At 69.3% G+C, this 12,497-nt stretch carries 13 protein-coding genes and 1 tRNA gene; 6 read left to right on the top strand and 8 right to left on the bottom strand.

Translation table 11 applies throughout. The annotated features are described in order from the left end of the window. Positions 1–5 precede the first annotated feature (5 nt). Positions 6–1,148, bottom strand: a complete 1,143-nt coding sequence (locus tag AB1046_RS09505; RefSeq protein WP_369374644.1) for an epoxide hydrolase family protein — start codon at positions 1,146–1,148, stop codon at positions 6–8. 51 nt (positions 1,149–1,199) lie between these two features. Here AB1046_RS09505 and AB1046_RS09500 point away from each other — a divergent pair, with 51 nt between their 5' ends. Next, on the top strand, positions 1,200–2,168 hold the full coding sequence (locus AB1046_RS09500) for a helix-turn-helix transcriptional regulator (RefSeq protein WP_369374642.1): 969 nt from the start codon (positions 1,200–1,202) through the stop codon (positions 2,166–2,168). Positions 2,169–2,201: 33 nt separating this feature from the next. Here the strand turns inward: AB1046_RS09500 and AB1046_RS09495 are convergent, their stop codons facing one another. Beyond that, positions 2,202–2,753 (bottom strand): hypothetical protein, encoded by a 552-nt coding sequence (locus tag AB1046_RS09495; protein ID WP_369374640.1) that lies wholly within the window; start codon positions 2,751–2,753, stop codon positions 2,202–2,204. Between the two features lie 461 nt (positions 2,754–3,214). Here AB1046_RS09495 and AB1046_RS09490 point away from each other — a divergent pair, with 461 nt between their 5' ends. Further along, entirely contained in the window at positions 3,215–4,246 is a 1,032-nt protein-coding gene (locus AB1046_RS09490; protein ID WP_369374638.1) for a hypothetical protein, read from the top strand. A gap of 317 nt (positions 4,247–4,563) precedes the next feature. Here the strand turns inward: AB1046_RS09490 and AB1046_RS09485 are convergent, their stop codons facing one another. The 3 genes from AB1046_RS09485 to AB1046_RS09475 all read right to left on the bottom strand — a co-directional run bounded on the left by AB1046_RS09485 (position 4,564) and on the right by AB1046_RS09475 (position 6,265). Further along, complete coding sequence (locus AB1046_RS09485) at positions 4,564–5,028, bottom strand: hypothetical protein (protein WP_369374636.1); 465 nt, start codon at positions 5,026–5,028, stop codon at positions 4,564–4,566. Between the two features lie 106 nt (positions 5,029–5,134). Further along, entirely contained in the window at positions 5,135–5,962 is an 828-nt protein-coding gene (locus tag AB1046_RS09480) for a hypothetical protein (RefSeq protein WP_369374635.1), read from the bottom strand. 227 nt (positions 5,963–6,189) lie between these two features. Beyond that, positions 6,190–6,265 (bottom strand) — tRNA-Asn (locus AB1046_RS09475). A gap of 196 nt (positions 6,266–6,461) precedes the next feature. Here AB1046_RS09475 and AB1046_RS09470 point away from each other — a divergent pair. After that, entirely contained in the window at positions 6,462–7,127 is a 666-nt protein-coding gene (locus AB1046_RS09470; protein WP_369374632.1) for a GAP family protein, read from the top strand. Positions 7,128–7,145: 18 nt separating this feature from the next. Here the strand turns inward: AB1046_RS09470 and AB1046_RS09465 are convergent, their stop codons facing one another. Continuing rightward, positions 7,146–8,132 (bottom strand): aldo/keto reductase, encoded by a 987-nt coding sequence (locus AB1046_RS09465; protein WP_369374630.1) that lies wholly within the window; start codon positions 8,130–8,132, stop codon positions 7,146–7,148. A 210-nt stretch (positions 8,133–8,342) separates the two neighbouring features. Between AB1046_RS09465 and AB1046_RS09460 the strand changes: the two genes are divergently transcribed. Then, positions 8,343–8,717, top strand: a complete 375-nt coding sequence (locus AB1046_RS09460) for a DUF2255 family protein (RefSeq protein WP_369374627.1) — start codon at positions 8,343–8,345, stop codon at positions 8,715–8,717. A gap of 24 nt (positions 8,718–8,741) precedes the next feature. Here AB1046_RS09460 and AB1046_RS09455 read toward each other — a convergent pair whose 3' ends face one another. Next, positions 8,742–9,326 carry a hypothetical protein gene (locus AB1046_RS09455; protein ID WP_369374625.1) on the bottom strand — a complete coding sequence of 195 codons (585 nt, stop codon included), beginning with the start codon at positions 9,324–9,326 and terminating at the stop codon, positions 8,742–8,744. A gap of 31 nt (positions 9,327–9,357) precedes the next feature. Then, positions 9,358–10,341 carry an iron-siderophore ABC transporter substrate-binding protein gene (locus AB1046_RS09450; RefSeq protein WP_369374623.1) on the bottom strand — a complete coding sequence of 328 codons (984 nt, stop codon included), beginning with the start codon at positions 10,339–10,341 and terminating at the stop codon, positions 9,358–9,360. 63 nt (positions 10,342–10,404) lie between these two features. Here AB1046_RS09450 and AB1046_RS09445 point away from each other — a divergent pair, with 63 nt between their 5' ends. Both AB1046_RS09445 and AB1046_RS09440 read left to right on the top strand, forming a co-directional pair. Continuing rightward, a complete protein-coding gene (locus AB1046_RS09445; protein ID WP_369374621.1) occupies positions 10,405–11,436 on the top strand; it encodes a FecCD family ABC transporter permease in 1,032 nt (343 codons plus the stop codon). Continuing rightward, positions 11,433–12,455 carry a FecCD family ABC transporter permease gene (locus AB1046_RS09440; RefSeq protein WP_369374619.1) on the top strand — a complete coding sequence of 341 codons (1,023 nt, stop codon included), beginning with the start codon at positions 11,433–11,435 and terminating at the stop codon, positions 12,453–12,455. The genes AB1046_RS09445 and AB1046_RS09440 overlap by 4 nt, the downstream gene beginning before the upstream one ends. The last annotated feature ends 42 nt before the right edge of the window (positions 12,456–12,497 follow it).

Raw genomic sequence — 12,497 nt, 5'->3', positions numbered from 1 at the left:
CAGGCTCAGGAGATGCCACGGAAGAAGGCGCGGATGTCGTCCGCGAGCAGCTTGGGCTCCTCCATCGCGGGGAAGTGGCCGCCCTCGGTGAACTCGCTCCAGTGGCTGATCGCGTTCCACGGGTCAAGCACGCGGCGCATGAGCGGGTGGGTGTCGAACACGACCCAGCCCGACGGCACGTCGGCGGCCAGGGCCCAGGCGAGTCCCGAGTGCTCGCCCTCGTAGTAGAACTGCGCGCTCGACGCGCCGGCGCGGGTGAACCAGTACAGGCTGACGTTCGTGAGGAGCTGGTCTCGGTCGACCGACTCGTCCGGCGTCCGGTACCCGTCGCTGGTCCTCGTCCTGAACTTCTCGGCGATCCACGCGAGCTGACCGACCGGCGAGTCGGTGAGCGCCGCGCCGATCGTGTCCGGACGGTGGTTCTGCATCTCGAGATACCCGCGGTCAGCCGCGACCTCGGCGCGCACTGCCTCGACTTGAGCGATCTCGTCGTCGGACAGGCCCTCGGGGTAGGGGAGCTTGTCGCCGACAAACCCGAGCAACCGGCTATCGGCGCCGACATGCGTGCCGATGACCCGCTCCGGGTAGCTCGCCGCGAGCTGACCGGTGATGCCCGAGCCGATGTCCGTGCCGTGGGCCGCGAACCGCTCGTACCCAAGCCGCGTCATGATCTCGGCGTAGGCCCCCGTCGTCCGCGCCAGCTCCCAGCCGGTCCCCGACAGCGGGGTGGAGAACCCGAAGCCGGGCGGCGACGGGATGACGATGTGGAACTCGTCGGTCAGCAGGGGGATGAGCCGCTGGTACTCGACGAACGAACCCGGCCAGCCATGGCTCAGGATCAGCGGGGTCGCCTCCGGGTTCACCGATCGTGCGTGGACGACGTGGAACGTCTGCCCGTCGACGACTGTCGTGAACTGTTCGTACTCGTTGAGCTTCGCCTCCTGCTCGCGCCATTCGAACCCGTCGCGCCAGTACTCGGCGAGCTCGGTCAGGTACGCCTGCGGGATGCCGCGGCTGAAGTCCGTGCGGTCGTCCCGGCCCGGCACCGGGTTGGGCCAGCGGGTGTGCGCCAGCCGGTTGCGCAGGTCGTCGACGTCGGCCCGCGGGACGTCGATGCGGAACGGGGTGAGTGCGTTGTTCTCGTTCATGACATCCACGTTCCCGGTTAACGCGGCAGGTTAGCTTCCGCAATTGCTGAGATGATCGAGAACATGTTGGAGACCTCGGCCCGTCTGCTCGAGGTGCTGTCGTTGCTCCAGCTCAAGCGCGACTGGACGAGCTCCGAGCTCGCCGGCCGGCTCGGTGTGAGCACGAGGACCGTGCGCGCCGACATCGGCAAGCTGCGGTCGCTCGGCTATCCCGTGGACGCGCGCCCCGGGGTCGCGGGCGGGTACCGGCTGGCCGCCGGGACGGCGATGCCCCCACTGCTGCTGGACGACGACGAGGCGGTCGCCGTCGCGGTCGGACTGGGCGCGGTCGCGACCCGGGGGCTCGGGGTCGAGGAGACGTCGCTCACCGCGCTGGCGAAGCTGGAGCAGGTGCTGCCTTCGCGCCTGCGGCGGCGCGTCGAGGCGGTACGTGAGGCGACGAGCGCCGTTCCAGGGGTTGAACCGCCGCTCGATCTCCCGGTGCTCGGCGGGATCGCTGCCGCGATCCGCGGCCACGAACGGCTCCGGTTCGGGTACACGAAGCCCGGGGGCAGCGAGACGGCGCGCCACACCGAACCGCAACGGCTGGTGAGCTGGGGGCCGCTCTGGTACCTGCTCGCGTGGGATCTCGACCGCAACGACTGGCGGGTCTTCCGCGTCGACCGCATGGTTCTCCACGGACCGACAGGTGCGCGGTTCCGACCGCGCGTGATCCCGGAGGACAAGGTCGTCGAGTACGTCGTCGGCAGCGTCAGCAAGGGATCCTGGAAATACCGTGCCCGGATACTCGTGCATGCTCCCGCCGCCGAGGTCGCCGCGAAGATACACATCCCCGTCGACATCGTGGTGGTCGACGAGGCCACGTGCCGTGTCGAACTGGGTGCCGACGACCCGGACCGGCTCGCGCTGTGGATCGCACAGCTCGACGTCGACATCGAGATGATCGAGGGAGACGGGCTCGCGACGGCGTTCGATCGCCTCGCGACGAGGTTCCGCCGCGCGGCGGGTGCGCCCCCTTGAGCGCTCAGAGGCGGCGCCGGTTGCGGACAGTGGTCACCCGACCTCCAGGTGAGGCTCGGCGACACCGAGTTCGTCGGCGAGGCGGGCGAACCGTTCCCATTCGGACTGGTCCTCGGTCCGAACCTCGTACAAGACGGTCCCCGGCATCCCGGTGACGACGACCTGCACGTGCCGGGCACCGGCGTCGGCCAGGGAGAACGCGTCCACGACATGCTCGGCCGTGACCGGCTCCGCCCACACCACGGACACCCGCTCGACGCCGTCGGCATCCTCGCCGACGGGGTGTACGTGGGCATCGCGGTTCGGCCCAAGGGGCCCGCCCGTCCGGACGGCCACCTCGCCGGCATCCTCGGGCGAGAACCCCGAGTCCAGGTGGACGGTCGTCACCGACCAGGTTGCGCGCTCGTGGTGCTCGGGCGAGTACTTGTCGTGCCGATCGACCTGCACTGAGGCGACGCCCTCCACCTGCTCGAGGCGCTGTGCCGTCAGGCGCACGGTCAGCGGTGCTGCCCACGGTTGCCACACCAGCATCCCTCCTACGGCGACGACCAGCACGGCCAGGACCGGCGCACGAGGACGAGTCACGGCTCCGATCGTGCCGGTCGGCGGGCATCCATGTCCACCACGTGCACTAACGCCGCGACCGATGTCACCCCGATCCGGCCGGTTGGTCTTGCCCGCACACCTCACCCGATCAGGGCTGGCAACGAAAACAGCGAGACCCTGAATCCCCACGTCAAGAAGGGATTCAGGGCCTCGTTCCGGCTCCCGCGGTTGGACTTGAACCACGACCATCCGATTAACAGCCGTTCTTGGCAGCGGTCGCAACCGGCCGGAACGACAATTTTCTTGGGCGTGGTGTTCATACCCATCCATCGCGGGCGTCTGTTGCAGGCTGGCGTGCACCTCATTTCAGCCCTCAGTGCCACCACAACTGCTGCTGGGCGGCCATGGGGACGGCACTACACGGGCGACGCACCAACAATCACCCGGCCGTAGGGGTGGTTCACCCATCGAAGACGCTCGTGCGGGGTAAGAATCCTGGCATGACTACCGCGCTTGAGACCGCGATCGACGCACTGTCCGAACCGGCCGTCGCCCTGCCTGATGCTCTGCGACGCCTGCTGGTAGTGAGCAGACGGATCGGAGCAGACGAGCTCACTGAATGGCTCCGAAGCGAGTTGGGTGGGTATCCCACCGCCAGTGACGTGCCTGCCTACCGAGACGGCAGCCACCTGCCTATCAAGATTCGCTTCGACGGGCCGATGGGTACGTCGGACACTCACTCACTTCGCAGGTTTGAACTCCCTGCCAAGCTCTCCAAAAGAATGCCTTCCCTCGCACTCCGAGCCCCAGTCGCAGAACTCCATGCACTGGCATCGGGTGACGGCGATCCTCAGATTCCACTCCCTATTACTTGGGTGACCGAGTATCGACGCTTGGCCGATGCACGCCAGGCACCGTACATGGAAATGATGACTGCGAACTACGCCGCTATCCACACGCCCAGGACGCATTTACTGGGAATCCTCGATCGAGTGAAGTCAACAGCGCTGGACCTGGCCCTAAGCCTGGAGGACGTCTCGCCGAACGTCGGCGGGGCGGGCGGCCCTACGGTCGAGGATGAGCCAAGGCTCGGCCAGGAGATTCATCTCCACCTTACGCGCGTCTACGCCAACAATTCGAGCGTCGCGATTGGGGGTGACGCGACCACCGTGTCCGGTGATGGTGTAACCCTTACCTCCGGCGACCATGCGACTGTGGCAGCGGGTGAGGACGTGGCTCTCGCCGGTGACCACGCGACTGTAGCGTCGGGGAAGGGGTCGGTCGCGATCCACATTGAGCAGGGTGACGTCGAGAGCCTGCTTCGTGAGGCTGAGGCGTTCCTCCAGTCTGGTCAGGTTGAAGAGTTATCTGAAGCTCTCCAAACTGACGGAGGTCAGCCCGGAACGGCCACCCGAGGCTTCTTGCAGCGAGTCAAGTCAGGCGCATATGCGCTCGCAGGAGGCGTCGGCACGAACGCTGCATACGATGGGCTTGTCGAGTTGATTCAGCAGGCTTTTCCTGGATTTCTCTAATGGCCAGGAGCCTGTTCTCTGCGCCTTCTGCTCAGCCGAAGGGTTTGTCGCCACGCGCCGAGAGTCTCGACTCCGCTTTCGAGGTGCCCCCTCGACGTGTGGCGTCGTGTGGTCAGCGGATGGTGGCGACCAAGTATTCCTGGACTGCGGGCGCAAAGCCGTATGGCACGTAGTTGCTGAACTGGTCCGGCGCCGCCCACGCGAAGTCTGACAGCTCCTCTGTGTCAGCCACGTGTGCAGTGCCGCTCTTGACCTCGCAGTCCACGTAGCTCATGAGCCGCCCGGTCTTGGGGTGGACCCGCTCACCAAGCACGGCTTCACGGCGTCACCGTTACATAGGCCCCGGAACCGGGATCTCCGATGGGTTCGTCAAGAATGCCGCAGTTGAAGGACACTTGCGTCAGGACGTCGTTGCCGCCGTTCGGGCGGAAGTAGAGCTGGTTGTGGAGTCCACCGTTGGAGTCACAGGCCTCCTCACGACCATTCGCCCAAGTGATCGTCGCCGAAGGCTCGAACGATCCGTCCGTCTGTGAGGGCGCCACAGTGATCGGCACGATGACGTCACGAAGGATGGCACCCCCGAGGTCAGCCACCTGCTCCCGGACAGTCGCGGACGCTCCCCATGAGTGGGAATCGGGGTTCGCCGCCGTTTGGACTTCGAGGTCCCAACTCCCAAGAACCGTGCCCGCTTCGGGCTCCGGTTCACTACACCCAGCAGCACCAATCGACAAAGTGACTGAAACAAGTACGACACCGATCCGGGCCCTCGCGCGGGAAATCATGCGAGCAGTCTGGCCCACACGCCGTTGCAGCTGGCCGGTCGCATGAAGAAATCACCCTTGCCGTCTGGCTCAGTCAACGCCGTGACCAGCACTTCTGAAACGGGCCCTAGGCTTCGTTCGGGCGGTAGATCGATTCTGGATCTGAACCCGAATGCGGCTCGCGCCGTTGACGTCGTCGAGCGCGCTCCTCTAACTCCGTCGCGACACGAGCATCTTTGGCGCGACCGTCTCGCGTGTACACAGTTAGCCCTCGGCTGCTATCAGTCCACCTGCCCATGACCGTCGCGATCTTGCCCAGGGACTGTGCCGCGTGGTGCACCGTCTTGCTGGTTATGAAGATCCCACCGACGTAGGCGCCCCAGTCGAGGATCGACTCAGATACCTGCTGAGGCGAGCGCTCCACACCGTCGTAAGTGACTGTCACAACATGGCGGTTCTCGTCTGCAAGAACCGGGTGGTCGAACCGCTCTGCACCAGAATCCCAGAACGTACGCCATTCTTGCTGCGGTGCGAGGACGGGGATATCGGTCGGCAGCCACACGTCTTCCGCCTTGGCTCCGTCAGCCCGTCGGATCGTGGGAGTCGAGGTGACCGTGATGTTGCGTGCCGCGGTCGTCCCAAAGTTGCGGATGACGAGCTCTACCAGCACCGGCGTGTTCGAGTTCTGTTTCATGTAGGCGACTACGTATGGCTGGGCTTGCTCAATGCGAAGCCGACGAGCTTCGGCAGCTTGCGTGAACGCGATCACCGCTGCGACCGCCGCAATGATCAACGTGCCGACGGTGCCGAACGCTGCCCACTCGTCCGCCGTCTGGGCGAGCACGTGAGCGCCGCTGTCTGGTCTGAGTGCGTACCCCAGACTCATTCCGGCACCGAAGGCGATACCGGCAACGAGGATGCCACCGCCGGTCACCCACATAGTCCGCCGCGCCATGCTCCTCCTGTGCGCCTCGTCCGCGAGTGGTCTCGGCTTCCGTAGTCTCTCCTGTGGAGGCTGCGAGTAGCACTCCCGTTGAGTCGTGCACGAGGCCCGACGGACGCCAACCGTGTGTTGTGCACCGATGTGTGGCCTGTAGACCCTCAGTTCGACCCTCAACAGCGTTGATACGCCCAGAAATAGCACTGCAGGCCAGCGCCCTAGGGCGCTGGCCTGCGGATTTATGGCTCCCGCGGTTGGACTTGAACCAACGACCGTCCGATTAACAGTCGGATGCTCTGCCAGCTGAGCTACGCGGGATCGTGTTCGCCCGGCCCCGTAACCGGGTGGGCGACCGGTGAAAACTCTAACAGGTTCGAGCGGGTTGTCCTGACCTGAAATCGGCCCCCGTCACAGCGAAGTCGATCACACCTGCACCACGCCGGTCAGCCGCCCCGCCGACGCCGATCTTTCACCCACCAGGTGGTGCGGGGCCAGGCCTGCGATGATCGGCCACATGGTCGATGTTGTCGGTGATCTGCTCCCGTACGCCGTCGGCGTCGCGCTCAGCCCGGTCCCGCTCATCGCCGTCTTTCTGGTCCTTGGAGCGCCGGCCGGGCGGGCCGCCGGCGCGGCCCTCGTCGGTGCTCGGGTCGGCACCGTCGCGGGTGTCGCGGTGATCGCGGCATTCCTGGCGGACCTGCTGCCCGAGTCGAACGGGACGTCGCCGATCGGCCTGGTGCTGCGGATCCTCCTGGGTGCGGTGCTGATGGTCTGGGCAGTCGTACTGCTGCTCCGCCGGGCGGATCAGAGCGAGAGCAGCGACCAGCCGGCGTGGATGGCGACCATGGGAAACGCATCCGTGCCGGAGGCCGCGCGGATCGGCGTGCTGCTCTCGGCCGTCAACGTGAAGGAGCTGGCCTTCGGGGCCGGCGCCGGGCTCACGATCGCGGCCGCCGAGATCGGGGCGGGCGCCACGGTCGTCGCCGCGGTGGGCTACGCGGTGATCGCGTGCCTGGTGAGCGTCGCCGCCGTCGTTGCCTTCTGGTTCGCCGAGGACCGGGTGAGCAGGCCGCTGGACCGGACGCGCGTGTGGCTCGCCCGGAACAGCACGGTGCTGGTCGCGATCGTCCTCCTGGTGATCGGCGCTGTCCTTGTCGGCGAAAGCCTCCAGGACTTCTGATCCCTCACGGCCGACCCGTCACCGCCCCACCAGCCCCATACCCCTCTCGTTGTACCGGTCGCCCTGCACCCCGACCCGCGCGGCGAGCCCGTCCAGGTCGGCGACGTCGTCCGCGCTGAGTGCCACCTGCGTGGCGCCCACGTTCTCCTCGACCCGCTCGATGCGGCGCGTGCCGGGGATCGGCACGATCCACGGCTGGCGCGCGAGCAGCCACGCGAGTGCCACCTGCCCCGGCGTCGCACCCCTGGCCTGCGCGAGCTCGCGGACGTGGTCCACGAGCACCTGGTTGGCCGTCCGGTTCTCGCCGGTGAAGCGGGGGATGCTGGCTCGCATGTCGTCGGCGGTGAACGACGTCGACGCGTCGACCGCGCCGGTGAGGAAGCCGCGCCCGAGCGGGCTGAACGGGACGAACCCGATGCCCAGCTCCGCGAGGGTGGGCAGCACCTCCGGCTCGGGGTCGCGGGTCCACAGCGAGTACTCGCTCTGCAGGGCCGTGACGGGGTGCACCGCGTGCGCCCGCCGGATCGTGTCGGGACCCGCCTCCGACAGCCCGAAGTGGCGCACCTTGCCCGCTTGGACCAGCTCGCCCACCGCGCCCGCCACGTCCTCGATGGGCACGTCCGGGTCCACGCGGTGCTGGTAGAACAGGTCGATCACGTCCGTGCGCAGACGGCGCAGCGAGGCGTCGGCGACGGCGCGGATGTGCTCCGGCCGGCTGTCCAGGCCCACCGAGGCGCCGCCCTCGATCTTCCAGCCGAACTTCGTGGCGATCACCACCTGGTCGCGCACCGGCGCCAGGGCCTCGCCGACCAGCTCCTCGTTGACGTAAGGGCCGTACACCTCGGCGGTGTCGATCAGCGTGACGCCGCGGTCCACGGCGCCGCGCAGCACACCGATCATCTCCTCGCGGGTGCCGGGGTTGGGGCCGTAGCCCTGGGACATACCCATGGCGCCGAGGCCGATCGCGGAGACTTCCAGACCTTGGCCGAGCGTGCGGGTGTGCATCGTGAGGGGGCTCCTTCGAGGTGGAACGCGGTAGGTCGTGCCCAACACGCTAGCCCCAGGGTCTGACACGTAGGGGGACCTGTCATTACCGGTCACACCAGGGACTCCCCGGCGGCCCCGGGGTGTTGCACCGTGGTGTGACGGGCCGCGCAGCGCGGTCTATCTAGGTCTATCGGCACGGGCACCGGCGGTGCCCGGGAGGAGCGCACGATGAGCAGCTGGACCGAGCAGGAGCTGGAGCAGGTCGACCGCACGGACGAGCTGCAGATCTCGTCGTACCGGCCGGACGGCACCCTGCGCCCGTACGTGACGATCTGGACCGCCCGAGTGGGGGACAGCGTCTACGTCCGGTCGGCGGCCGGGCCGGAGAACGGCTGGTTCCGCCGCGCCAAGCGCTCGGGCAGGGGCCGGGTCCGGGTGGGCGGTATCGAGCGGGAGGTCCGGTTCGAGGTCCCCGAGAACGAGGTCCACGCGCCGCTCGACGACTCCTACCGCGCCAAGTACGGCCGGTACAAGAGCATCGTCGGCACGGTGCTGGGCCCGGCGGTCGTCGGGGCGACGCTGCGTGCGGTCCCGGAGGACTGAGCCCCAGCAGCAACCGCCACGAGGTCAGGCAGGCAGCCCCGCCGCGCCGCGCACCCGCGCCTCGGCGGCGTCGATCAGGCTTGCCGTGCGAGGGTCGGTGACGTCGACGTCGCTTCCGCCGATCACCTGGGAGAACAGCTCGCCGTCGGCCCGACGTCGGACCGCGACGCGCGCGGACCGACCGCCCGGCAGCTTGACCGGTTCCGCCAGGACCACCGACCACTCGACCCGCTCGCGCAGCACCTGCGGCAGCACGGAGCGGCGGCCGTCGAGCGCCAGCGCCGTCGGCTCGTCGCCGTCGACCCAGTGCACCCGCAGGACGTTGGCCTCCGCCTCATAGGTGGCGCGGTCGACGTCGGCCCACTCCCTTTGCACGACGACGGAGGGCGCGCCCCGCGACTCCGGGTCACCGCCGCCCTGGTTGTCCGCGCCCCCAGGCGCCTCCGGCGCCGAGATCACCAGGAGCTCGGCGCGCGTGGCGAACGCCCACGCCTCGCCCGCGGACGTGACCAGCGGCGCCTGGGTCAGCACCACATCGGTGCGGTGCGAGCGGACGACACGGCGGACCGCCTTCTGCGGGCCGTGCCCGAACCACGATCGGAACCCCATGTGCCCCACCGTAGTCGGCTGAGTCGCCAGGTCAGCCCAGCGCGTCCTCGATCAGCGGCGTGAGCTCGTCGAGCGCGTACAGCTGCGCGGCCGGCGTGCCGAGCGAGTAGGCGGCGGACAGGTCGTCGGTGATGACGACGTCGCGCCCGTCGGCGACCGCCGGGATCTCCTGCCAGCCGGCGTCCTCGGTGATCTCCTCGACGTCGATCCAGATGGGGAACGCGACGATCAGGTCGGCGTCGAGCAGGTCGAGCTGCTCCTCGGAGATGCTCACGCTCCAGCCGTTCGCCTCGACGGGGAGCTCGGTGATGGTCGGGTTCGCGACGAAGCCGAGCCGTTCCATGAACTCGGTGCGCCCGTCGTTGACGTAGGCGCCCCAGCCCTCGCTCGTGCGGGTGGCAGCCGTGATGGTCTGGCCTGCCCAGTCGGGGTGGGCCGCGGCAACCTCCTCGAACGCGGTGTCGACCTCGGCGAGCAGCTCGTCGCCCCGCTCCGTCTCGCCGAGCGCGGCGGCGATCATCGTCACCTGGTCAGCGCGGGGCGTGAGGTACGACTCGCCGCCCTCGGGGACACCGACGGTCGGCGCGATCGACGACAGCCGCTCGTAGCGCTCCTCGTCGCCGGAGCCGCGCACGTCGAGGATGAGGTCGGGCTCCAGCGCGGCCACCGCCTCGTACGACAGCTCGACGGTGCCGAGGATCTCCGGCGCCTCGTCGTAGAGGCCCTCGGCCCACGGGCCCACGCCGTCGCCGCCGAAGGCCAGCCAGTCGGCGGCACCGACCGGCTGCACACCGAGCCCGAGCGCTACCTCCGCGTCACCCCAGCCGAGCGCCACCACGCGCTCCGGCCGCTCCTCGATCGTCACGTCCTCGAACGTGGTGGAGATGGTGACGGGGTACGCCGCGTCGGTCGACGAGGCGCCCTCCGACGACGCGGCGTCCGCGCCGGTGGAGCACGCGGTGAGCGCGAGGAGGGGCACTGCCAGGACGGCGGCAAGCAGACGTGGGGAACGCATCGGGTAGTGCTCTCTTCCGGTGGGGATCCGTTGTGGCCTTTTTAGGTTAGCCTAACCTCCGATATGTCCAAGCCATCTGTCCAGCGCCTCGGCCGCCCCGGCGCGGCCCGCTCCCTCGCCCTCGGCGCAGGTCTTGTGGCGCTCCTCGTTGTTGTGCTCGCCAGCCTCGCGATCGGGAGCAGGCCCGTCCCGCCCGACGTCGTCCTGGCGGCCCTGCTCGGCCACGACGTCCCCGTGGGCGACCAGCGGGCGGTCGTCGAGCTGCGCGTCCCGCGCACCGTCATCGGCCTGGTGGTCGGGATCGGCCTCGGCGTCTCCGGGGCGCTCATCCAGGCGGTCACCCGCAACCCGCTCGCCGATCCCGGGATCCTCGGCGTCACGGCCGGGTCGTCGTTCTTCGTGGCGCTCGGCGTCGTTGTGCTCGGGCTCAGCAGCCCGGACCAGTACGTCTGGCTGGCGCTCGCGGGTGCCCTCGTCGCGACGGTCGCGGTAGCGCTGGTCGGCGGCTCGGGGCGCGCGAGCGTCGACCCGGTGCGGCTGACCCTGGCCGGCGTCGCGCTCACCGCGGTGCTGGCCGGCATCGTCTCGGGGCTGCGCATCGCGGACCCGCGCACGTTCAACGCGCTCCTGGTCTGGGAGACGGGCTCGCTCGTGGACCGCGGCTGGCAGATGGCCGGCCCGGTGCTGCCCTTCGTGGCGGTCGGGCTCGTCATAGCGCTGCTGCTGGGCGGCTCGCTCAACGCCCTCGCGCTGGGTGACGACGTCGCGACCGCGCTCGGCTCGACGGTCTGGGTCACCAGGATCGCCGCCATCCTCGCGGTGACCCTGCTGGCCGGCGGCGCGACGGCGATCGTCGGGCCCATCTCGTTCATCGGGCTGATGGTGCCGCACGTCGCCCGGTGGATCGCCTGCCCGGACCAGCGCTGGATCATCGCGCTCACCGTGCTCCTCGCGCCCGTGCTGCTGCTCACCGCCGACATCCTCGCCCGCGTGGTGCTCTGGCCCGGCGAGATGCCGGTGGGCATCGTCACCGCGTTCGTCGGCGCGCCGGTGCTCATCTGGCTGGTCCGCCGGCAGAAGGCGTTCGCGCTGTGAGCGCCGCCCGCCCGCGCAGGGGTGACACGAGCCGTGCCGCCGTCCTGCCGCGCTCCGTGACCGTCGCTCTGCTGCTCGCCGCCGCGACCGCGGCGCTCGCGATAGTGGCGCTCATGCTCGGCGACTACCCGCTGACCGCGGCGCAGGTGCTCCACGCACTGACCGGCTCGGCCGGCTTCGAGTCGACGGTGGTGCTCGAATGGCGCCTGCCGCGGGTCACGGCCGCGGTGCTGTTCGGGGCGGCGCTCGCCATCTCGGGCGCGCTCTTCCAGACCCTGACCCGCAACCCGCTCGGCTCACCCGACCTGATCGGCTTCGCCACCGGCTCCTACACCGGGGTCATAGTGGTCACGGTGGTCCTGGGCACCGGCGTCGTCACGACGACGGCGGGCGCGCTGCTCGGCGGATTCGCCACCGCGATCCTGGTGTACCTGCTCGCGTACCGGCGCGGGGTGCAGGGCTTCCGGCTCATCGTGGTCGGCATCGGCGTGACGGCGACCCTGCACGCCATCAACACCTGGCTCCTCCTGCGTGCGCAGGACGAGGTGGCCATGGGCGCGGCGATCTGGGGCACCGGGTCGCTCAGTCTTGCCTCGTGGGCCGACGTCGTTCCCGCCGTCGGCGTGCTGCTGATCACCGCACCGCTGGTGGTCTGGGCGAGCCGGCCGCTGCGGCAGCTCGAGCTGGGCGACGACGCCGCGGCGGCGCACGGCGTGCGGGTCGAGCCGGCGCGCCTCGCGATCATCGGGCTCGGCATCCTGCTCACCGCCCTGGTGACCGCCGCGACCGGACCGATCGCGTTCATCGCGCTCTCCGCGCCGCAGATCGCGCGCAGGCTCGGCGCCGGACCTGGGATCCCCCTGCCGCACGCCGCGCTCACCGGCGCGTTCCTGCTGCTCGGCGCGGACCTGGTGGCGCAGTACGTGCCGCCGAACCCGGTGCCGGTCGGGGTCGTGACCGTCGTGCTCGGCGGCGCCTACCTGCTCGGCGTGCTGGTCCGGGAGGCGCGGCGCTCGTAAGCCCGTCTTCGGACGCTCACGCACCAGGACGCTGACGCTCGG

It is taken from the genome of Promicromonospora sp. Populi, from assembly GCF_041081105.1.
GTDB lineage: Bacteria > Actinomycetota > Actinomycetes > Actinomycetales > Cellulomonadaceae > Promicromonospora.
The sequence above is the reverse complement of the archived record's forward strand: the minus strand, read 5'-3'. Positions and strand labels throughout refer to the sequence as shown.

Bases quoted from the DNA above. Each gene is read 5' to 3' on its own strand.
- AB1046_RS09485 (WP_369374636.1), bottom strand. From the start codon at position 5,028: ATGATTTCCCGCGCGAGGGCCCGGATCGGTGTCGTACTTGTTTCAGTC.
- AB1046_RS09445 (WP_369374621.1), top strand. From the start codon at position 10,405: ATGTCCAAGCCATCTGTCCAGCGCCTCGGCCGCCCCGGCGCGGCCCGC.
- AB1046_RS09490 (WP_369374638.1), top strand. From the start codon at position 3,215: ATGACTACCGCGCTTGAGACCGCGATCGACGCACTGTCCGAACCGGCC.
- AB1046_RS09450 (WP_369374623.1), bottom strand. From the start codon at position 10,341: ATGCGTTCCCCACGTCTGCTTGCCGCCGTCCTGGCAGTGCCCCTCCTC.
- AB1046_RS09460 (WP_369374627.1), top strand. From the start codon at position 8,343: ATGAGCAGCTGGACCGAGCAGGAGCTGGAGCAGGTCGACCGCACGGAC.
- AB1046_RS09505 (WP_369374644.1), bottom strand. From the start codon at position 1,148: ATGAACGAGAACAACGCACTCACCCCGTTCCGCATCGACGTCCCGCGG.
- AB1046_RS09480 (WP_369374635.1), bottom strand. From the start codon at position 5,962: ATGGCGCGGCGGACTATGTGGGTGACCGGCGGTGGCATCCTCGTTGCC.
- AB1046_RS09465 (WP_369374630.1), bottom strand. From the start codon at position 8,132: ATGCACACCCGCACGCTCGGCCAAGGTCTGGAAGTCTCCGCGATCGGC.
- AB1046_RS09455 (WP_369374625.1), bottom strand. From the start codon at position 9,326: ATGGGGTTCCGATCGTGGTTCGGGCACGGCCCGCAGAAGGCGGTCCGC.
- AB1046_RS09500 (WP_369374642.1), top strand. From the start codon at position 1,200: ATGATCGAGAACATGTTGGAGACCTCGGCCCGTCTGCTCGAGGTGCTG.
- AB1046_RS09470 (WP_369374632.1), top strand. From the start codon at position 6,462: ATGGTCGATGTTGTCGGTGATCTGCTCCCGTACGCCGTCGGCGTCGCG.